The sequence below is a fragment of the Halomarina rubra genome, from assembly GCF_023699475.1.
GTDB lineage: Archaea > Halobacteriota > Halobacteria > Halobacteriales > Haloarculaceae > Halomarina > Halomarina rubra.
The window spans coordinates 315,700-336,428 of record NZ_JALXFV010000007.1 but is presented as its reverse complement, the minus strand read 5'-3'; the positions used below and the strand labels follow the sequence as shown (position 1 = coordinate 336,428).

At 56.1% G+C, this 20,729-nt stretch carries 18 protein-coding genes; 13 read left to right on the top strand and 5 right to left on the bottom strand.

The window, feature by feature from the left end:
• Positions 1 to 186 precede the first annotated feature (186 nt).
• Positions 187 to 1,854, bottom strand: a complete 1,668-nt coding sequence (locus M1L36_RS14370; RefSeq protein WP_250874417.1) for a right-handed parallel beta-helix repeat-containing protein — start codon at positions 1,852 to 1,854, stop codon at positions 187 to 189.
• 565 nt (positions 1,855 to 2,419) lie between these two features.
• On the opposite strand from M1L36_RS14370, the gene M1L36_RS14365 reads away from it, so the two are divergent.
• Together M1L36_RS14365 and M1L36_RS14360 are read left to right on the top strand one after the other, a co-directional pair.
• Complete coding sequence (locus M1L36_RS14365; RefSeq protein ID WP_250874416.1) at positions 2,420 to 3,460, top strand: mechanosensitive ion channel family protein; 1,041 nt, start codon at positions 2,420 to 2,422, stop codon at positions 3,458 to 3,460.
• A gap of 415 nt (positions 3,461 to 3,875) precedes the next feature.
• The gene (locus tag M1L36_RS14360; protein ID WP_369694247.1) at positions 3,876 to 4,061 is read left to right on the top strand and encodes a hypothetical protein; all 186 of its coding nucleotides are present in this window, start codon (positions 3,876 to 3,878) and stop codon (positions 4,059 to 4,061) included.
• A 679-nt stretch (positions 4,062 to 4,740) separates the two neighbouring features.
• Here the strand turns inward: M1L36_RS14360 and M1L36_RS14355 are convergent.
• Positions 4,741 to 5,601: a YihY/virulence factor BrkB family protein gene (locus M1L36_RS14355; protein WP_250874414.1), complete on the bottom strand. Its 861-nt coding sequence runs from the start codon at positions 5,599 to 5,601 to the stop codon at positions 4,741 to 4,743.
• A gap of 384 nt (positions 5,602 to 5,985) precedes the next feature.
• Here M1L36_RS14355 and M1L36_RS14350 point away from each other — a divergent pair, with 384 nt between their 5' ends.
• From M1L36_RS14350 to M1L36_RS14330, 5 genes are all read left to right on the top strand, one after another.
• Entirely contained in the window at positions 5,986 to 6,342 is a 357-nt protein-coding gene (locus M1L36_RS14350; protein WP_250874413.1) for a hypothetical protein, read from the top strand.
• Between the two features lie 472 nt (positions 6,343 to 6,814).
• On the top strand, positions 6,815 to 7,600 hold the full coding sequence (locus tag M1L36_RS14345; protein ID WP_250874412.1) for a helix-turn-helix domain-containing protein: 786 nt from the start codon (positions 6,815 to 6,817) through the stop codon (positions 7,598 to 7,600).
• Between the two features lie 440 nt (positions 7,601 to 8,040).
• Positions 8,041 to 8,505 (top strand): DUF7344 domain-containing protein, encoded by a 465-nt coding sequence (locus M1L36_RS14340; protein WP_250874411.1) that lies wholly within the window; start codon positions 8,041 to 8,043, stop codon positions 8,503 to 8,505.
• 194 nt (positions 8,506 to 8,699) lie between these two features.
• On the top strand, positions 8,700 to 9,419 hold the full coding sequence (locus tag M1L36_RS14335) for a DUF2270 domain-containing protein (protein WP_250874410.1): 720 nt from the start codon (positions 8,700 to 8,702) through the stop codon (positions 9,417 to 9,419).
• A gap of 1,496 nt (positions 9,420 to 10,915) precedes the next feature.
• The gene (locus M1L36_RS14330; RefSeq protein WP_250874409.1) at positions 10,916 to 11,431 is read left to right on the top strand and encodes a hypothetical protein; all 516 of its coding nucleotides are present in this window, start codon (positions 10,916 to 10,918) and stop codon (positions 11,429 to 11,431) included.
• 173 nt (positions 11,432 to 11,604) lie between these two features.
• On the opposite strand, the gene M1L36_RS14325 is transcribed toward M1L36_RS14330, so the two are convergent.
• Positions 11,605 to 11,790 (bottom strand): hypothetical protein, encoded by a 186-nt coding sequence (locus M1L36_RS14325; protein ID WP_250874408.1) that lies wholly within the window; start codon positions 11,788 to 11,790, stop codon positions 11,605 to 11,607.
• 933 nt (positions 11,791 to 12,723) lie between these two features.
• Here M1L36_RS14325 and M1L36_RS14320 point away from each other — a divergent pair.
• The 3 genes from M1L36_RS14320 to M1L36_RS14310 all read left to right on the top strand — a co-directional run bounded on the left by M1L36_RS14320 (position 12,724) and on the right by M1L36_RS14310 (position 16,008).
• Complete coding sequence (locus M1L36_RS14320; protein ID WP_250874407.1) at positions 12,724 to 13,110, top strand: hypothetical protein; 387 nt, start codon at positions 12,724 to 12,726, stop codon at positions 13,108 to 13,110.
• A gap of 1,018 nt (positions 13,111 to 14,128) precedes the next feature.
• Positions 14,129 to 14,800 carry a helix-turn-helix domain-containing protein gene (locus M1L36_RS14315; protein ID WP_250874406.1) on the top strand — a complete coding sequence of 224 codons (672 nt, stop codon included), beginning with the start codon at positions 14,129 to 14,131 and terminating at the stop codon, positions 14,798 to 14,800.
• 1,007 nt (positions 14,801 to 15,807) lie between these two features.
• Complete coding sequence (locus M1L36_RS14310) at positions 15,808 to 16,008, top strand: hypothetical protein (RefSeq protein WP_250874405.1); 201 nt, start codon at positions 15,808 to 15,810, stop codon at positions 16,006 to 16,008.
• Between the two features lie 101 nt (positions 16,009 to 16,109).
• Here the strand turns inward: M1L36_RS14310 and M1L36_RS14305 are convergent, their stop codons facing one another.
• On the bottom strand, positions 16,110 to 16,385 hold the full coding sequence (locus M1L36_RS14305; protein WP_250874404.1) for a hypothetical protein: 276 nt from the start codon (positions 16,383 to 16,385) through the stop codon (positions 16,110 to 16,112).
• 201 nt (positions 16,386 to 16,586) lie between these two features.
• Here M1L36_RS14305 and M1L36_RS14300 point away from each other — a divergent pair, with 201 nt between their 5' ends.
• Complete coding sequence (locus tag M1L36_RS14300) at positions 16,587 to 16,949, top strand: hypothetical protein (protein WP_250874403.1); 363 nt, start codon at positions 16,587 to 16,589, stop codon at positions 16,947 to 16,949.
• 442 nt (positions 16,950 to 17,391) lie between these two features.
• On the opposite strand, the gene M1L36_RS14295 is transcribed toward M1L36_RS14300, so the two are convergent.
• Positions 17,392 to 18,732 carry a cytochrome P450 gene (locus M1L36_RS14295; RefSeq protein ID WP_250874402.1) on the bottom strand — a complete coding sequence of 447 codons (1,341 nt, stop codon included), beginning with the start codon at positions 18,730 to 18,732 and terminating at the stop codon, positions 17,392 to 17,394.
• 164 nt (positions 18,733 to 18,896) lie between these two features.
• On the opposite strand from M1L36_RS14295, the gene M1L36_RS21655 reads away from it, so the two are divergent.
• The gene (locus M1L36_RS21655; RefSeq protein ID WP_250874401.1) at positions 18,897 to 20,000 is read left to right on the top strand and encodes a helix-turn-helix transcriptional regulator; all 1,104 of its coding nucleotides are present in this window, start codon (positions 18,897 to 18,899) and stop codon (positions 19,998 to 20,000) included.
• Positions 20,001 to 20,118: 118 nt separating this feature from the next.
• A complete protein-coding gene (locus tag M1L36_RS14285) occupies positions 20,119 to 20,505 on the top strand; it encodes a hypothetical protein (protein WP_250874400.1) in 387 nt (128 codons plus the stop codon).
• Positions 20,506 to 20,729 lie beyond the last annotated feature (224 nt).

The following is a 20,729-nucleotide window of genomic DNA, read 5'->3' as shown; positions in this document are numbered from 1 at the left end:
ATCCAAGCATGTTACTGCAACTTCAGTAGGTACGGGATTAGGTACTGGCGGAATTCATTGTCAACCATTGTCTAAGTGCGAGGTGACCCCATTCAGTGCGAATCGGTCTCCGGTGGCAGTGGCCCCATACGACTACTCTGGAATTTTCACGGAAGGGCCCTTCGACAGTACGACTAAGGCGAAAGACTACCGCTCCACTGTCACCTTTGTTCCGTTCGCGGTCGGAAGAGAGACGGCCAGCTCGTGGGTTCCAGTTCCGAACGACCCGCCTGAGGCATCGACAAGTTGCTGGTCACTCGCGCTGGCTCGACTCCACCCGGCTCCGGGCTTCTCGTAGCTCACTAGCGTCAAATTGAGATTACAGTCCTCTGTGACGGTGAACCGAACGGTCACTGTGTCATTCGACAGGTCGTACCCGTTTATGGCAACACAAGCGGCTACCTTCTCGTCAAGTGTCGAGGGGCGCCCGGTCCGATCGATGTCTCCGTCGCTCCCGTGGAGGAACCCGACGAGTCGTGACTGGTCGCTGTAGAACTCGTCACTGTCGGCGGCCCCGAACGTCTCGATGACTGGCCCAGTGACGAAGTCGACCTGATAGAATGTCGACTCGGGTTCCGGTTCTGGCTTCGGTTCTGGTTCGGGTACTATCGGTGTGTCGGCACCAGTGACGGGGTCGAAGCGGACGTTCGAGACGCCGGGTGTGTCACCTTCCGATACAGCGTCCCCAGAGCCGTTAGCGAGCGTGCCTGTCACCGGATCAGCGAAGGGAGCTTCAGAATCGTTTGCGGGTGCGCTCGACGGTCCGGAGGCGTTACCCCAGTCGTTGTTCCGTGCATCAATGAGACTCTGACCGATGTTGTTCACACCGAATTCGCTATTTCCAGCGATGAGGTTATCGTGCACTTGGAGACCATCGGTCTCGACGATCGACTCCGAGAAAACCCCAACCCGGTTGTCGATGATGCGGTTGTTCCGAACGAGGACGTCGATTACACTATCGACGGGTTCGACGGCGTAGAGCCCGATACCGACGTCGTTATAGCTGATATCGTTCTCCGCGACCGTCCCACCTGCGGCTAGGTATTCGATGCCCACCGAGGCGTTCGTGATGTTGTTCCTCAGAACGTCGATATCGACCCCACCTTCAGACACGACGATTCCCGCTCCACCTGCCCCATCAATTCGATTGTCGGTGACGAGGACATCACGGGTAGTGCCGCTGGTCGAACTCAGGAAGACGGCGTAGCTCTCCGCTCGCTCGGTGTGGCCGGTGAGTTCGAACACGTTGTTCACGAGCCGTGCGTTCTGGACACGTTCGAACAGGGCGATGCCCTCCTCACCGTCGAACGTGGAGTTCTCCACGACGATATCAGTCCCTTGTTCGTCGAAGATGATACCACTCCCACCGAGACGGCTATCGGTCACAGTGACGTTCTCGAAGAACAGTGCTCCGATGCCGCCGTTGAGGTCACTTGAGCTAACGGTAAGATCGTACAGTGCCTCCCCAGCAACGATACCAGCACTCACGTTCCGGAGCGCGAGCCCTCGATAGAACTCGGTTCTATCGGTATCTCCGACACGGATATCGCCATCGATGGTGTACCCATTCCCATCAAGGGTCACCTCGTTGGCGTCGACCCGAAGACATGGGCCGTTCCCAGTCACCGGGCCGATGTCCTGTGTCAGAGTGTACGTTCCCGAGGTAGTGATTGTGGTGCACTCAGTAAGTAACGTCGCCTCGGTCTGAGTAGATGACGAACTGTAGCCGATTGGTGTCGAAATCGTGCCGACGACGCTCCCAGTCGCAACGACAAGGACGAACACGCACGCAACAAGTGGGGTACGGATAGACATGTCCGCCCTCGCAATCCCTGGCCCGAGATATAGTTACGAACAGGAGGATGTGTGAAAATCATCTCTTTCCAGAGATTGTCCTCGGGAGAGCACACAGAATGACCGGTACTCAGTACCTCCAAGTGGCTGACCGAACTGAGTCCGGTGTAAGAACTTGAAACCCCCGACTGTGGTTATGGAGTCATCGAAGGGCCTGCCGTAATGTGTACTGGTGTTCTGGAACAGCAGGAAGGACAACCCACGTTAGAGGACGAGTGACCGATAGTATCAGATTGGCTCATTTTGTGGACTTCTGGTGATTGCTATGGGAGTCTCAGCGCATATCAGAGCAGACCGTGCCACTGCCACGCTGGACCACTGACCGGACTGCAATCATACCATCTTCTAATTGCCCCTTATATCGGGACTCGCCTCGTCACCACCTACTATCTGGTTGAAATGTGAACCAGTCTTATATCATAGTTTATGATATTGTTTGGTATTGCACAAACGTTTCATTACACTCACGCGAAATAAGATAATCCGATAGTATGGCACTCCCACTGACTGCCACTATCACTGAACTATGTACCTGACATCCATTGCAGGCGGGCGTACCGTGTTGCAAACCGTCCCACCGTATCTCGAAGAGACCGTCGCTGGAATCGTCGCGTATCTCCCTGCGATCGTCGGCGCGATTCTCGTGTTGCTCGTGGGGTGGATTATCGGGCGCGTCCTCGGCGGTGTTGTCACCCGCATCGTCAGGGATATCGGCCTCTCGAAGCACACTCGTGGGACACCACTCGAGAGTGGTGGTGATACCGCGCAAGCAGTCGGAAAGCTAGTCAAGTTCTACGTCTACTTCCTCGCGTTCCTCGCCGCAGCCAATATCCTCGGTATCCAGGTGCTCTCTCAGCTCCTGTCCGATATCGGGATCTATCTTCCCGTGGTGCTCGGCGCTGTTGTCATCTTGGTCATCGGGTTCATCATCGGACGCGTGGCCGGTCGAATCATCGCCGATATCGTCGGTGGATTTGGCCTCGGTGGTTACGTTCGTGGTACACCGCTAGCCGAACCGGCGGCCAACGCCGGTGGCTTCGGGCGTATCGTTGGAAAGGTCGTCGAGTACTACGTTTACCTGCTAACGCTTCTCGCTGCCGCTGAAGCACTCCAGATTCCCGCCCTGTCAGCGTTACTGGCGACGTTCGCGGGGTACATCCCAGCACTCGTTGGTGGGTTGATCATCCTCGTCATCGGAATTCTGGTCGCCGAGTTCGCTGAAGACATCGTCGCTGGCGTCGATACGAGTCGACTCACGTCGATGGCTGGTGTTGCTGTCAAGCTATTCGTCTACTACATCACTATCACCATCGCACTCGACACCATCGGGTTCGACACGACGGTGCTGACGACCCTGTTCACCGGGGTCGTCGCGGCGTTCCTCGGTGCATTCGCCCTTGCGCTCGCTATCGGAATCGGTCTCGGCGTCGGTCTGGGCAGTAAGGACTATGTCGCCGAGAATATCGATGACTGGGCCAATCGCGCTCAGCGGCGCGCCGAACGAATGGACGAAGGCAACTCGGGACGCTACGACAACGACGACACCATCGGTTCCAGCGACGACTGACGCTCGCTGGCTGTCGACTTTTTGTTGGGACACAGTGAGAAGCACGGAGTGACAGCTGGTGGTCAGTCATAGTGAGTTTCGCACACTGCTGCACTGTCAGCACTGCTTGGGGAGAGACCGCTGTCCAATCGTCTCTGGTTCTTCTACACCCTCATGCGCGTTGCCAGTGTGACAACGCGCATCTGGGTGTCTAGCACGGATATACCCTCACCCATACCGACCACCGACCGTCGTTCGGTTCGGCAGCTCGCCTGAGTCCAGGGGACTGGGCGCAAACGGATGGCCAAGGGTGTACGCAGAATTGAACGAACGCAAAATAAAGATGTTCAATACGGACAATATTGTGTGTGGGTGGCACACGGCATTGGTCACGGTATCGAACAGTTACTTAGTGAGTGCAGCGGTGATCAACAACGTGGCAAACGAGACCCGCCGGGTCGCGGTCGGGTTCGGTATCAGCTACGACGACGATATCGAACAGGCACGGGCAGCCATCATCGACGAGGCTTCGCGTGTCGACGGTACTTTCGACCACCCCGAGCCGACAGCCCCCGACACGGGACTGAGGGATTCAGCGATCCTCCTCCAAGGCCGTCTCTAAATCGACCCGACCGAGAGTGGCTATGGTATCGTCCGTGCACAGTTCCTCGAGGTGGCCAAGGAACGCTTTGATGCCGAGGGTATCGATATGCCCTCTCCCAACGCCAAACTGTCCGGCGGTATCGAGTTCCCGACCAATGGGGACCGCGAACGCGCGACCGGCCACTGAAACGAGACGCTGGAGATCCCTACCTGGATAGCAACACTCTACCCAACTGTTCACCGGTGACTCTTGAGCCATAGCGACTACTGATGGTTCATCAATCCGATTCGGTACTCGCTCCCCAGCGTTTCAAGGACTGGTTCACCCGTCTGTTCGCACAAAACAGGAACCATCAAAACCGGAGCGCGAAAGGCAGTGGGGTGGTAGAACGGCCTCTGACATACCCTGACCCGCAAATCCACTGACACTCATCAAACGCATATGTCTTTTCGTTGCTATTTACTGCATGGGGATTGACAAGGCGAATCACGAGGGGGTAGTATCCAAAATAGACCGCATTGGACCCCCTGCATCTTGATCGAGTCCGAACATGGTGAGCAGAGAGTTACGCTCTCGTTCTCTCGAGAACATAGATCACCCGATTATCGCTCTGGACCAATGTCAGCCAGTGCGTAGCGGGATGCTGTCACGTCGGTTATCTGAGTGGGCCCACTGGTCGATGAGCCCTGACCAGTAATCAAGTTTGAACGTCTCCTGTGTTCGGAGACGGTTGTTCGACGATGGCATCGGCACGCCCCAGCACGACTGCATTGACTGTCGCCCCCAATAAGAGGACGACGCCGGTGAAGTAGAGCCACGTGACGAACAGAAGGATGCTGGCGATGAGGTTTCCATCGCCACCACTGAGCGAGACGTACACCTGAAACAGCACCTGCAACACCGTCCAGCCCACCGCTGCGAAGATAGTTCCCGGGAGTACGTCCCGTGGCTCGTGGTCGACGTCCGGGAAGAGATAGTACATGGGGAAAAACGCGACTGCGAGGCCGACGACGAGCATCAGTGGAACGATGAGCCCGATGAACGGGACGAACGAAATGTACGCGACCGCGGTGGTTGCCCCGACCATCGCCACGACACCGACGGTGATGACGACGAGTATCAGCAGGCTCTTCTTGAGCTGGCCGACGAACGACTCCTGAGCGGTCGTCTCGTAAATCGCCGAAAACGCGGTATCCAGTCCTCTGAACACTTTGATCGCCCCCCAGACCAGCGTGAGTACCCCGATAATAGATGCCCCGACAGCTGAACCGGTCCCGGAGTCACTCTGGGAATCGATCATCACCTGGATAACCTCACCGACGGACGGCGAGACGTTCTCGGTGGCGACCGTGACAATACGGTCTTGAAGTTCGGGCGCGCCCGCGAGAGCGACCGCGAGGAAGAAGAACATCACCAGTGGCACCAACGAGACGAACGCGCTGTAGGCGATGCTGCCGGCGAGAAAGGTGACGTTCTTCTCGCTGAAGACGGCCTTGGTCGTCTTCGCCCGCGATATTGCCGTGTCGAGAGTCATAGCGGCCTGTCTGCACCCAGCCACCTAACGGACAGGGTTGAGGCAGTCGGCAATAGATTGCAATCTCGCTACGTTCAGCGGTGGTACGTGTCTCTGTATTTGCAGCCGGGCGTACACGCAAACTCCGACACCCTACTCACTCACTACGGGACACGTGTTGAGGGTGGAGTTTGGTACCTGTAACTCAGTGAAAATTGAAGGGCGCTTCTATTGGAGCCATCGGACAAGTCCAATAGTTCGTTTGAGGGATTGTACCTCGATGACAGTCACGTTTCTACCTAGGGCCCTTTGTGTAATGTTGACCAAATAGCCACTGAAAGGGTTCCACAGGCACGACATTGTCTAGTCGATTGAACCACATGAAATTTGGATGCAAGCTTAATTAGCCTACAATAGTAGTGATGGGTGATGAGAGTTGCAGAGAAGCTACAATCGTGTGCTCTCAGCGAGCGTTTGCGGCTCGAGGTTGCTGATTGGGAAGATGCAATGGGGGCCGTCGAGGTTACCGGAATGGAGTACACACCGTTAGATCCCCCTGGGAGCATCGATGCTGGGTTGTTGATTGTGGAGGTCAGCACCAGTACACCCCTTCCCCCGTATCTGAGAAACGACTTCGAGATCCCCGATGAGTGGGATGGGACTCTGGAGATCTCAGCGTGTAAACTCGACAATGGAACGTGGGAAACCCCCGTGCTTCAGGTCTGGAACAATGAAACGGAGTCGTACGCTGAACTGGGGTCCGTAAAGGGGGCTGAGGTTCTCTAGCAACCCCCTCGTCTCTGGACGGTTCTCAATAATCCAGTGGCAACGGCTCTAGCAACACTGGCGACCGAATTGTCGGTTGACTCCACCTTGATTCGGAGTCATGTCGCTGAAAGCGGGTCATCTTGAGAGGAGTAGAAGGCTGTGGATGGTGGCGATGCACATCTGGGAAGTTTCAACGCGTCTCAAGCCCCGCTGTGACGAGTTCTGAAAGGCAAATCACTGTGGGGTCGACAGAGCCAATTTACGACTGTCTCGCCAGCCTCCGGGAAAGCCGGTACCTGCCAGTCGCGTTTGAGCCGCAGCGAACGTACTGGTCGTCCTCCACGACTGGTCCTTGGCATGGGTCGAATCCATCAAATAAAATGAAAATGATGGCTTTACACGTCTGATTCTTGCGGAAGTTTTCGTCTCTCTACCGTACTGGTGTACAGGCGAGAACGGGGTCGCCAACAGAGGGTCACTTGCACCTGATTTGGCCGAGGTCCAACCGAACAATATCCTTATACAGAACACAGCAAATCGTCGTACCGATGTCGCCGGACAGGGCACTGATATCATTATGATTGTCAGATTCACGTACCAACAACCGACACTGCTGGAAGCGTTACAGCAATTCCCCGATGCACGTGTCGAGTGGGAAGTCTCGAGTACAACACCGAACGACGAGATGTTGCTACTCGTCTGGGTTGAAACAGACGATTTCGAGGCATTCGACGCGGCCCTGCACGACGATCCGACAGTGACTGCACCGAACTGCCTGACGGAGGTCGCCGATCGTCGCTTATATCAGTTAGAACAAGTCGAAGAAGGCCGTGCGAAGTCCATCTACGACACCATCGTCGCTGTCGGGGGAATCATCCGTGAGTGCTTCGCCACCCACCGTGGGTGGACGATGGAAGCCGAGTTCCCCGACAACGATGCTCTTCAGCATTTCTATGCGACCTGTGAGGAACACGATCTCCAGTTCGACCTCATCAAGAAGTATGAACCCACCCCCGATGGTGACGCGCTGAATCACTTCGGACTGACAACCAAACAGCGTGATGCGCTCTTACACGCTGCCGAATATGGGTATTTTGAGGTCCCTCAAGCCGTCGACTTAGAAACTATCAGTGAAGAGATGGACATCTCTCATCAAGCGGCGTCCGAACGAATCCGTCGGGCGATGGACCTTCTCATCGAACATACGATTGCCCAGGGCCGAGACGGTGACGATTCTGAACCTGATGGGGTTCAACAGTCACTTACGCCGGATTGACCGCCGAGATAAGGACTTCGTAGTCGTACCGATCGCTCTCGAGTTTGCACGACCACGCACCTTCGACGTTGACACCGTTGTCTCGTGCCAATGCGACAATATCGTCAAGTTGGCCCTTGAACTGTTCTTCTGAGGTCATTGGTGGTGATCTCTGGGACATTGTATCACGTAGTGTGGGTCACTCGACTACCCTTCAACGTAGGGTGAAGAGCGTTCCCACCGTCGGCATTACCAGTAGGTCGTCGCCGCGGGTATCTGCGCGGCCTGCATACTCATGTCGTATTGTGTATAATTTTCACACCCGATGAGACATGGATCTCGATTTGTGAGCCTGAACGGGCCAGGATTGCGGCGAAGAGGCTGATCAGACACGTTGTATGTACTCAACGACGATTGTCGTCTTCATTACCTTTTAATCGATGGGTTCTGTTGGCTCAGATATGACGGACGACGCATGGAGTAGGGGCAACAATGTGGATGACGCGCGAAGCGGACCATCTACCTCTGTCGCCGGTGACAGCCCGACACCCACACAGAACGACCTTGCCATCGTCGACGTGTTCGAGGTACTTGGTGACTCGCGCCGCCGGTATCTGATGTATGCGATCGGAGGCTCAGAAGAGGACCGGTCACTACAAGATATCACGACCGATCTCGTCGCATGGGAGACCAACAAACCACGCTCTGACGTCACCGACACTGAGCGGAATCCGGCCCAGATCGAACTGTATTTTCACCATTTGCCGAAACTCGCTGCTCTCGGTGCCCTCGACTATCACCTTGAAGACGAGGCTATTGTGACGAAGGGGCAGAATACTGACGCTATCTGTTCAGCCCTCGGCACCATCGGCGACGAATGTGATGCACGACAGAAGGCCCACGCCAGTGGAACCGGCCCGAAATAGCTCGACAACGAACAACGAGGGGTGATTGGCCGAACTGGTCCAGTACAACACAACGGCTCTAGTGGACCCAAGCGTTGTATGGTGATTCATCAGAACCAATCTCCCAGATATCCCACCACTACCGTCCGGGAACTGATCGGTGCAGCGCTCAAATTTTAGTCTCTATCGGACATCTTCTGGGTGGTGAATTATTGATGGGAGATAACGATGAACACGATATCGACCCCGAAGCCCCCGATCAGCGCGAAATCGGACGAGAGATGGTGGATGAAAGTACAGGGCTCGGGTCCGTCATGGCACATGCGTATCGAGGCGAACTAGACCAAGCGACCACATGGCGACAACGGCTTGACCAGACGACCACGTGGGCAGTCACGATCATCGCTGCCCTCCTGACGTGGGCGTTTTCGAGCGAAGATAATCCTCATTACATCCTCTTGATCGGAATGGTGATTGTTGCTATTTTCGTTGGAATCGAGGCACGGCGGTACCGCGATTACGACGTCTATCGCTCACGGATTCGTCTGTTACAGCAGAACTTGTTTGCAAACGCTCTCGACCCGTCACAGGGTGTTACACACCGCAATTGGCGAGTCGAACTCAGCAACGACTACCGCACACCGACGTTGAAGGTCTCGTTTCTCGAAGCGCTCGCAAATCGTCTCCGACGGGTGTACTTCGCCTTGCTCGGTGTGTTGCTCGCCGCCTGGGTGTTCCGAATCACGGCTTTTTCGCCGCGTCAAGATTGGGTCAGCGCCGCCGGTATCGCGGTGTTACCTGGAACTATCATAATCGGAACTGTGGCACTCCTCTATGCAGTTGCTCTTGGAGTTGTGGTCTGGCCACGAAAGCGATATGCAAAGGGTGAATTCCAAGAAGGTGACCCGGAGATGTGGAAAGAGGACGAGGAGTAAGTACGCTCGTTTGGCTCTAATGGATTACCCGACATCGGGAGTAAGCCTTCACGTGGGTGTCGAAAGCGGCCTCGACGTGGTCGAGCGCGTCGAGACGAGGGGAGTGACTGCCGAGGCCGAGATGCCACGAATCGTCCCCACGAACTCTTCAACACTCTGTCCTCGATACGGGCACTGCCTAGCGGTTTACCAGAGCCGCCACAACTGAAAACGAGGAGATTGCAACGACGGAAGTAACCGTGATAGCGAACGCTGCCGTGTAAGGTCCGCTCGATCATCACTGGATGCCGCCATTGAATAGTCGTTGACAAGGACGATTGTCGTAGATTTTCTGACCAATATTATCATATAGGGTGACTTCATACTCCCGGTGTCCATTGACGAGATACCACGGTTAGCAAGACGTGGCGAGGGAGAGCGCCACGATTGGTTGACCGTGTCGTGCCCCGTCAGGGGTATTTCTTTCACTGAACGAGCACCTCAACGAGATAGATTCTGAGTCGACAATCGATTCGTGCTCCTTACCAACCAATTTCGAGAGGCGACGCGCGACTTGTTTTCACACCGATTTGTGGTGACGCAGCTGTTTGTTATGTGCCGCGCGAATGTATCGAAGTCAGTCGTTGACGACGGTACGTCGCACGGGGGGCTCAGCACGAATCGAGAGTCTCCGTGATGACATCCGAGAGTTGGTCTCTGTGGCGTCGACAAAGCCAGTTTGTGACTACCCCACCAGCCTCTGGAGAGAGCCGGTACCTGCCAGTAGCGATGGATTCACAGCGAACGAACTGGTCGTCATCCACAATCGTCTCTTGGCATGGGTCGGCTCCGTCGTCTGTTACCAGTGTGACGGCTTCGCAGGTTCGACAGTTGTCGTCGTCGGCATCCTCATGGTGAGTCAAAGATGTGACCAACACCACGTACACGCGTCTACAACAAGTGACCACCACCCAACTGTGCGGGGTGTGAATCGTGGCGACCCCAAACAGTTGGGAAGTGGCATTACAACCTGTCGTGGATGACCATTGACTAGACAATGAACAAGATCTCCTTCGGGACCATGGGACGTGGAAGAGGCCAACAGGCAGGGGCTCACCAGTGAACGGGCGGACGATCGTTCTCTGTAGCGAGTGCGGGCAAGCGTATACTGCTCGAGAACGCGATGACGGATCGTTCATCTTGCCGACGACTGATGGGAAATGCAGATGTGGAGAGGACTCCGTCGGTGCGTTCGACACAGGCGGTTCGGAAGCAACCGCCTCTGACTAATCGGAAAATCCCACGCCTACGTGAACCGCCGATATCATAGGGTGGCCTCCAGGATATGTGGCCGCTAGTCGACTGACGCTCTCTGTCTACCAATACCGGTAATCGACGCGCGACTTCATTTCACGCCGGTTTGCGGTGACTCAGCTGTTAGACCTGTGCCGCGTGTGTATCAGTCGTCGCTGGTCTTCGACAGAAGGTACTTATTCACCAGCGCATGGATTTCCGGTATGGAACGCCGTGCCCTCCTTGCTTCGCTCGGTGTAGTCGGTACTTCAATGCTCGCGGGCTGCTCCGTTTCAGTGCCGTTTCTCGAACGGACCAAACTCGGCTGGCTTTCGGTGAGCAACTGGGATGAAACCGCGAGCCACACGTTCGAGTTGCGCGTCACCCGCGACGGAACGCTGGTCCATGAATCGACGCACGTCGTCAAGCAGATGGAGGGCAACACGATTCCGGGTGCCGTCGCTGACTGTACGTGGGATGACGTTGCTGGCGAGTACGTGGTCGCTGCCCGCGTCGACAGCGACGAGTGGCGAGAGTTCAATCTACAGGAAGCCACTGACGGCTCACCAGCATGCGTCATGACGACCGTGCAGTATGGAACGTACTGGGGCATCGACGAAGCTGACCCACTGAACGTCAGGGTACGAGGCGGGTGTGACCAAGTCGACCGCGCCGTTGGTGGATGCCCAGCGTATAACTCGAACACCATCCGCGAGCCATCCGGCGATGAAACGCACTGATAGACCCACGCTCTACGTCTAACAATACCGGCAATCGGCGAGCAGGGTTTCTTTGACGCTGGGTCGGAGTGACTCAGCTGTTAGACAGGTGCCGCGAGTCTAACGGTGAGCTATCGTTTGTTTGTGGGTCGTCCTAGTGAGCCGAGTCTTGGGGTGGAGAAGAGAGGTCGTGTTCAGTGAGTGCTGCCCTCTGGTCTCCTACGCTCTATTACCAATTCAGCGAAGCCCGCGATGACTCCAAGGATTGCGCAGAGCACGCCCAATCCCGTGATTGACTCGCCAGTATAGACCTGTGGGCCGACGTTCACCAGAACGATTGCGAGCAGAAGCAGCATGTACGAGAGGCGGGGACCTGCCATAGATTTCCGTTCGTCTACCCGGTTACAAATCTACCGACGTAATTCGAGACTTCGAATGGTCCGACTCACAACCGCCTGTTTCTGCCCTCATCCTACTCTCGTCTTCTGTCAGGGAGACTTCGTGTTAGGCTCACGCTCTTTGTCTATCATTACCGGCAATCGACGCGAACAGTTCCTTTCACGCTGTTGGGCGAGATTCGGCTGTTGGACACGTACCGCGTGTGTATCACAGAGACTGCTCAGGAGATGTGGTCGATTCACACGTGTTTTCGGTCACACCTGCCGCGACACTGAATCTCTGAGCGTGTTCCCTGATGCGGATTTCCCGAGTTGTGCCGTCAAACGCATCGTCAGCGTTCCCTTGGAAGGTCTGCTGAGTTCCATTTTCGAGTCGCGCAGAGAGATTATACACTCCCGGCGTACAACCACCGAACTCTGTTGCGGGAACGACTGTCGTGTACATCGTGCCACCACGCTTCTCTGGGTCGTATGCCCGGACATCGTAACTCTGCCAGTGAATGATGTCCCCATCACGACGAATCAGAAGGTCCAGTTGATGTGGCTCTGGGTCGCGGCTCGTTAAGCGTATATCGCCAATTCGGTAGCGTTCTGATTCCGTAGCAATAGAATCACCAAATACGGAACACCCTGCGAGAGTAGATACGACACCTGTACTAAGACCTGCGAGTAGGCTACGTCTGTGGAGGGGACCGTTCATGATTTCAGTTACGCAATAACAGGAATAAGCTTTCGGTCAATCCGAGAGCTTGGTTGATAGACCCACGCTCTCTGTCTATCATCACCGGCAATCGGTGAGCAGGGTTGATTTCAGACCGACTCGCGGTGACGAAGCTGGTAGAAGTGTGCCGCGAGTCGAACGGTACGAGTTTGAGTGAGCAGAAGGTACTTGTTCACCAATAGGTATGGTTCCGTATGAAACGCCGTGCCCTCCTTTCACTGCTCGGAACGACAGTCACTGCTGGCTGCTCGGGGGTCATTGACCCTCTCGATGCTGACACGGACGGAACCATCAAAACCCACTCAGAGTACTACTGCTACGAGTCCGAAGACCTGTCCTGTACGGCTACGGTACGGATCGGGCAGATGGGCAACGCCAATCGATTCGTAGCGACGCTCACCAACACATCTGGGCCTCCGAAAGAGTACGTCCTCTCCGAAGTCGGAGACGAGATTGAGGTCACTGAGATGCGCCAAGATCAGGTCTTGGAGGTGTTCGCCGAGCTGGATGAGACGACCTACCGCTTCACGAGGGTTCCGTCCCCTGCTCAGCGAGACAGAGCGATCACTACGACCGAGTAATCATAGGACGACGAGCGAACGGACCACGGGGTGGACCACGCTCTCTGCCTATTATCACTGTAAGGGACGAGGTGGCTTTCTTTCGCACCGATTCAGCGTGACCCAGCTGGTAGATCCGTGCCGCGAGTCTATCGCCCGCTTCTCCACCGAGAGACCCCAATTCCGAGACAAACCAGTCCAACTGCTATCGGCAGTGTTGCGACCTGAGCGACGCATCCATTCCCGTATGCGACGCCGAGCGCGAGAGGGTTCACGATAATGTGTCGAATTCCAGAGGGCCCGTCATACCCTCCAATCGGCCCGCACACCGCACTATACGTGAGAATGGTGCTGAGCAAGAAGACGATTCCAGCAACGACAAAGCTGCGGGGTCGGAGGGCGGAGGACTGACGGGTAGCCATGCAATTGCTTGTGTGTTAGTTGTAGTGAACGTTCCGACGAACTGGTACACCATCGGAAGCCGCGCGATAGACACACGCCCTCGGCCTACCAATAGTGGCGGGTAACGCGATTTCTTGTCCAACTCGAGCGTGTGGTGGTACTGGTAGGAGAGAGGAGACCGAATCCCTCCAGTCAACGCAATTTCGTTGGTTCTTTTGGACCTACCAGCCAATCAACTGGGTCTGGTTGTCACATATTGACGGCGAGTCATAGCTCCATTCGGGCCCGCCCTCATGCACCCTGCCCGGTTGGCATGGACATGAGAGCGTTGGGCACGAATCACCCTTGGTCACAACACACACTCCCTCCGAGTGGTGAGCAACTCGAAGGTCCGTTGAGCCCAGGGGATGGACGTCCGCGGGTGGCCAAGGGTAGTCGGCGTGATGAACGTACGTGTAATAAGCATTACTCAGAAGGTCAGTATTGAACGAAAAACCACCGCTGTTGGAACTCGACCTTACTATTTCAACGCTAGCAATCATCAGTCTGTGGGCAAATTCGTCGCCTTTCACAACAGTTATGATAAATTGTGCGCTTCTCACGGGCACAGAATACACCCACTCAGCTGAAAACGCCAATGATTGCCACATTCACTATTCAGCAACCGACTCTCTTAGCGACCCTCCGGGCAGTGCCGTCGGCACGGGTCATCTGGGAACAATCGGATACCACCGCCAACGGCGAACACCTCCTCATGTTCTGGGCGGAAACGAGTGACGTCGAGTCGTTCGAAGCCGCCCTCCACCACGATTCGACCGTGACAGCACCGCGTGTGCTAACGACGACAGGCGACCGACGATTGTACCAGGTCGAACACGTCGGTGAGGGGAGAGCTCAGAGTGTCTATCCCACTATTGTCGAGGCCGGAGGTATCGTCCAGCAGGGTACTGGCACCTACGAAGGATGGACATTGCAGGTCGAACTTCCCGATACAGACGCGTTGCGACACATTCACGAGTGGTGTTCGTGCCACGACCTCGAGTTCACGCTCAAGCGAAAGTACGAACAGACCGGCAGTGACGGGAACGCAACGACGTACGGGTTAACTGAAAAGCAGCGGACACTCCTCGTCCGTGCGACACAGGAAGGATACTTCGATGTGCCGCGAGGAACGGATCTCAACGTGCTCGCAGCCGAGCTAAATATCAGTCATCAAGCGGCATCCGAACGACTTCGGCGTGGTATCGACCTTCTGGTCCAACATACGGTCCTCGACGACGAGAGAGCACTACAGACACTTGAGCAGTAACTGGGGACTCCTGTTACTTACGCCAACTACACACCGAGGAATGTTGGTAGTTGGAAGAGATGGGTGGAACGTGCCTCTGACAGCCCTTGCACTGCAATTAGGACAAAGGGTTGAAACGAACTCAATATACTGGTTGCATAGCATTATCTGCTAGAGAAGTTCAGTTCCTGTGTTGGTAGACAGAGAGCGTAGGTCTATCGAGCGTGATTCGTTCGCCATCTCTCTTGGTATTTACTCGATTCGCCTCCACCGCGGCGAAAAAAGCCTGCCGCGTTAGGAGGGAGTGGGACTGTTCCCCATACCACCAGCGTATTTGCTGAACGCAGTCCCTCCGCACCGACAGTTCCCATCCCTCGTGGGGAGGATGAAACTGCCATCGGCCCGTCGCCGAGCAGTGTACACCTGTCGACACGCCTCACAGACGACGATGAGTTTGTCGAGCATGCGGTTGTCACCTCTCCCAAGCAACCGACCTGCACCGTCTCAGCACGACTTGGGAATCTGAGCGTTCCCCTCGTCTGGTTGTAACCCTTTCTGCCACCTGTACCCCAACGATACTCTCTGAAAGGGCGTGGTGGCTGCATGCGACGCGTCCAACCGAGAACCCCAGAATGTGGGTATACCAGTACATTCTGCCCCTCGTTCGGTAGATTCGGAGAACTCCTGAGTCTGCAAGTGATACTATGAATATGTTGCCCCCCTTCCATCAAATCGGCGGCGGTTCCTCCGGAAGACAGGGATAGTCCATCCACACGTCACTCCCCGTCGCCACCCCATGAGAGACGCGAGCAGGGACCGCCGGTTTATGCGGGAAATCACTATTGGTTAAGTAAGTACTTTCTGATAAAATGAAGGACCGATGTAGATTCGCGGCACGGTCACTCATTCACTCGCTTGATAGACGTAGAGCGTGGGTCTGACGGTACGGTTGGTTTCGGCAGTTCCGAACATGGGATAACGTAGTTACACCTTTGGTGGTGAAGTCCAACTGACTTCTGTACCATCGTATGTCAGACGAGTTATCCGGAGGTGGCGAGCGGTTGTTCGTACGGTGTAAGGACTGTAGCACCGAATCTGCCGCGTTGGTTGACGAGTCAGGTACCATTGCCACTCCCCACGGGGAGTGTCACGAGTGTGGTGGAGACGAGTTCGAGGAAATCAGTGAAGACGAACTCGAAGAATTGGAAATGACCGACTGGACCGAGTGATACACTCGCAGCACGTGTCTAACGTTTGATTCGAGTCAATCATCCGTAAAGAAAGTCAGGCGAATAGCGAAAGAACAATCCACATCTAATCGGCCTCGCCATCAATATTGGATTGGGAAACACCAGGCGTAGAACAGCTTCCCGAGCGGGATGAATCCGATAATGAACACGATTGCGGCCGCATCGCCGGTGAGAAGACCGATCTCGATGATCAAACCGAACAGGAAGATGTAGCTGAGACTCGCGACTGCGGCAACAACCAGGAACTTGAGCACGGCATACACTAGATACACCCATCGACGGAGGAGTCCTCGCGGTGTAGTGCCCTCCTCACGGAGTTGACGGCGACGTTCGGGACTCGGTTCGAGGAGCTTCATCGGTGCTGGCACACCGGAGTCATGTTCTGTCCTCTGTATTGAATGCGTGGGTACTGTGAAGGCGTTCGAACCGAAATCCGGAGGGTACGCTCCTATCGTCGCTCATCGTGCCGCCCCTTCTGTCCGAGAATCCCTTCTCGGCCGCTCAGCCGAGTGGTTCGCTGTCGGCTCTGAGCAGTCGAGTGCTGCGAGCAGGCGCTCGTGAGGTTCTTCTCGGCAGTTGATCCCATTGAAGAGGATATCGAGTCCCAGATGCGCCGCACAGTCACCACACAACGTTCCGGTGAGACTCGCGACGGCTCCATCGACGTCGTCGGTGACAGGGAATTCGAGCCCAAACTCGAAGCTGTTCTCAGACGATCCGATTTCTCTACCGCAGTCAAGGCAGCCAGTATCGTCTGGGGCGAAGTTGTAGACGACCCGGCAAGCGGGGCAGACGGAGAGCGGTGCCGTCTGCTCGATAAGTGTCTCAAGAACAGCCTCCTGAAGTGCGCCTTCTGGAAACCTACTTTGACAGATCTCGCAGCTGGGGTGCTTGGCATCAGCCATCGGAAGATCCCCTGATTGGCCGCTCCACTGCGACCAGACGCCCTTCCCGATTGCGTTCAGAGAGTCGCGGTTCTGTAATCCGTGCGGGTTCGTCAGATGCGCTCTCAGTGATCGATACGACCAGGCAGAGATACTGTCTCAGTAAGCCACTAGTGCTTCTCACCTCTCTAGGGATAACGCACCCTATCGCTCCATCGGGAGGCGTGAACCTCGGCGACAAGGTATGCCAGCTCATATCTTCGGTCACTCGCTATAGCCACAATTACTCACCCCTGTTTACACCGTGAAACCCTATGTAGAATTGTCAATCGAGGTGGTGGGTTGTCGTCTCACACCCTCCAGAGAGGCGATGCTACGAACTTAGAGAGGAAGACGGGGGTTGGACAAGCTACGGCGGTCCGACAATCCCTGGGAATCGCGAAGACAAGAATTGAACCCACCAATCCACCGATACTCCTCACCGACTCTGAACTCGCAGTGGGAGACCGTCAGCCGTTTGAATCGTCACTCGAGGTTCGAGCTCGATTTCATCCTTGCCTTCCCACTCGAACTGGAACCGTTGGCCAATCGTCGCGAGGACGAGTTTTGCCTCGAGAAGCGCAAACTCACGCCCGATACAGCTTCGTCGGCCACCACCAAAGGGTGCATAGGCGAAGTCTGGAAGGGCTGACTCGAATCCGTCTGTCCATCGATCGGGACGGAACGCGAGCGGTTCGTCGTAGAATCGCTCATCGCGATGGACTCCAATGATCGACAGGTGGACTTCGTGCCCTTCCGGAAGCCGAAAGCCACCGATATCGACGTCGGTCATCGTCTGCCGGGGAATCGTATGAATGGGGGGGTACAGCCGAAGGGTTTCGGTAAGGATTCGCTCGGTGACATCGAGTTCGGAGAGGTCATCGAATGATGGTGATTCCCCGCCAAGCACCTCGTCGAGTTCATCGTGGAATTGGTGACGGATCTCCGAATGGGTCGCGAGCAGGTACCACGCGAAGGCGAGAGCAGTCGCTGTGGTCTCGTGGCCCGCGAACACCATCGTAATCAGCTGGTCCTCGATATCTCGGGTCGAGAGCTCCCCACCCTCGTCGGCGGCACGGGCCCGTTGAAGCTCTGATAACAAATCGGTTGTCTGACCCTCTGTAGCGCCTTGTTGAGTCTGAGTACCAGTCTCCGCGAGCAGTGTTCGTACTTCTCCCCGGAGACGCTTCGTCGACTGCTTGAAGTGGCGACGAGCGGGGGTTGGCAACCACGGGGGGAGAATCCACGACGTCGGTGCGAACCAGTCATTGAGGCCATCGGCAGCCTCCCGGAGCTCGTCATCTTCCCCTGGCTGTAACTCCCGTCCGAACAGCGTGGCAAAGAGGATTTCAAGCGTGAGGTGTCGCATCTCAGACTCCATCTCGAGGACGTCGCCGGACTCCCATGTCGCGAGTCGTTGCTCGGTGCATGCCACCATCGCGTCACCGTAGCCGGTGATTCGGTCACGGAAGAACAGGGGCTGGAGGATCTCACGTTGGTGGCGCCAGGTCTGCCCCTCCGCAGACAGGAGTCCACTGCCGAACGCACGCCGGAAATCGTCTGTCTTGCCGAATTTATCGACATCAGTGACGAGAACCTGGTTGAGATGGTCGGGGTGCACGAGCACGAACACGTCGTCGACCGCGGGGAGATCCATTCGATAGATATCTCCACACTCTGCCGTCGCACTCTCAACGAATTCGAATGGGTCCTGTGTAAATCGGAGCGCATGCCGGAGGACGGGATGGCCAGTTGGCGACGGTGGAAGTCGAGAGCTCACGATACTCGCTCTCCGCACTCCTCCGTGTAAGCAGTATCGCCCAATTATAGACGAAATGGAGATAATAATAGCGAAATGTGCGAATTAGAAATCACAAACAGGTGAATCGTAGCACTACATTCATTACACAAACCAAAACACAGTATCACAAGGGAGGAACGACGGTGGAAACTGACGAACAGGTAGTACGGAACCCACTCACGAGCGAGCAGGTGGATGTCTCTGAGTGTATCTGTTCGTTCGTGAATACCACCCAACTCGAGATACTGCAGTCGCTGGATGGCCAGTCCAGAACCCCGTCGATGATTCGTAACTCCGGAGAGTTCTCCCGGCAAACAGTCTCGAAGCATCTCACGCATCTTTCTGAGTACGGCTTAACCAAACCGGGGACCGATCAGGGCAGCTACGCACTCACAGCAGGCGGAACACTCACGCTCAGCGCTTTCGAGCAGTGCTTCGAAGCGATTCACCGAGAGCAACTGGTCGCTCTGACCCGGTCGACACACGCCCTCCCTGTACTACGAGCACTGGGGACGGGCCCAGCACGACCCAGCGAGCTGATGGACGCAAGCACCAAGGGGCCGTCACGTGCGACAGTCCAACGGACGCTGCAGCTGTTCGACTCGGCCGGATGGACCAGTTACGGCCGGGGAATGCACTCGGTCACGTCGGCGGGAATCCAGGCCATCGACGCCTACGATGAGCTGGCGATAACAATCGAGCAGGTGATTGCAAAGGCGCCATGGCTCCAGCGACTCGACCCACTACCAATAGCCATCCCCGTCCAAGCTCTCGTCGATGCAAAGGTGGTCGTCTCGAGTCCGGATTCTCCTGGCATCGTGCTGGGGGCCGCACTGGGGCTCTGTGATCCACGCCTCTCGCGGTTCCGTGTCCTGACGTCGATCTTCAATCCGACCCTCTTTCGCGCCTACGACAAACTCCTGAAACTCGGGCTTGCTGGCGAGGCAATCGTCGATCACTCGGTCTACACCCATCTGCATGAGGAGGGACTCGAGCATTTCCTCGATGATAGCGAGTACGAACACTTCCAGATCGGCCATCTTGAAGAGTCACTGACCCTCGGCATTGGCCTGTACGACGATCGAAAGGTCGCCATCGGAGCGTACAACGAGACTGGTGACGGTGATCACATCGCGATGCTGCTCAGTTCAAACGACGCACTCGTCGAGTGGGGCAGCGACCTCTACGACACCTATCGAGCAGCCGCATTCTCGACGGCAGAACGAGCGAATCTTGACGAGAAGTAGGTGAGCAGGTTGTGTGGACGTATTATTACTCCGCATGCAACTCTGTGGCCAGTGACGGAAGTCGTGAGGACGATTGTTACCCCACAATTTGATACCAATCGGGATGTGTGGGGTAACGATGACGGACCAGCCACCCGACCGCCCTGACCCACCAGACCTGCCAGCATACCTGCTCGATCCACTGGAGCGCCAGTCACCCGAGCGCCTTGAGCGCGTCGCGAGCTATGCCGAGACACTCGCCGCCTGGAAGCGCGCCCAGGACGAGCGCGACACCGCTCAGCGCCAGGCTGCGGAGGCGATATCCGACGACGAACGCGCCGGACTCGATGACCAAGGCATCTCGACGGATCCCGAGGACTACGAGGCCGTGCCGAGTGGGGCGTACATCACGATCAAAACGACCAAACGGACGAGCGACCGCGCCTACCGCTACTACTACTGGCAGTGGCGAGAGGGCGACGCATGGAAGAACGAGTACATCGCGCCGGTCGGGTCGCCAGAATGATCGACCCGTGGCTGGAATGCAACGCCTTCCGTATTCAACCAGACGGCGACGTCCAACACTCGAGCCAGTCAGCGGCACAGCCGACAGGCGTGCGTCGTGCCGACCAGTATCAAGCGTCGCCGACACAAAGTCGTCACGTGGTCACCGGCTGGTAGCAGCGGGAGACCGAACACGATTATCATCACCCCACCCTCGGTGCGAAGCTCCATCATGATAGCCTGACG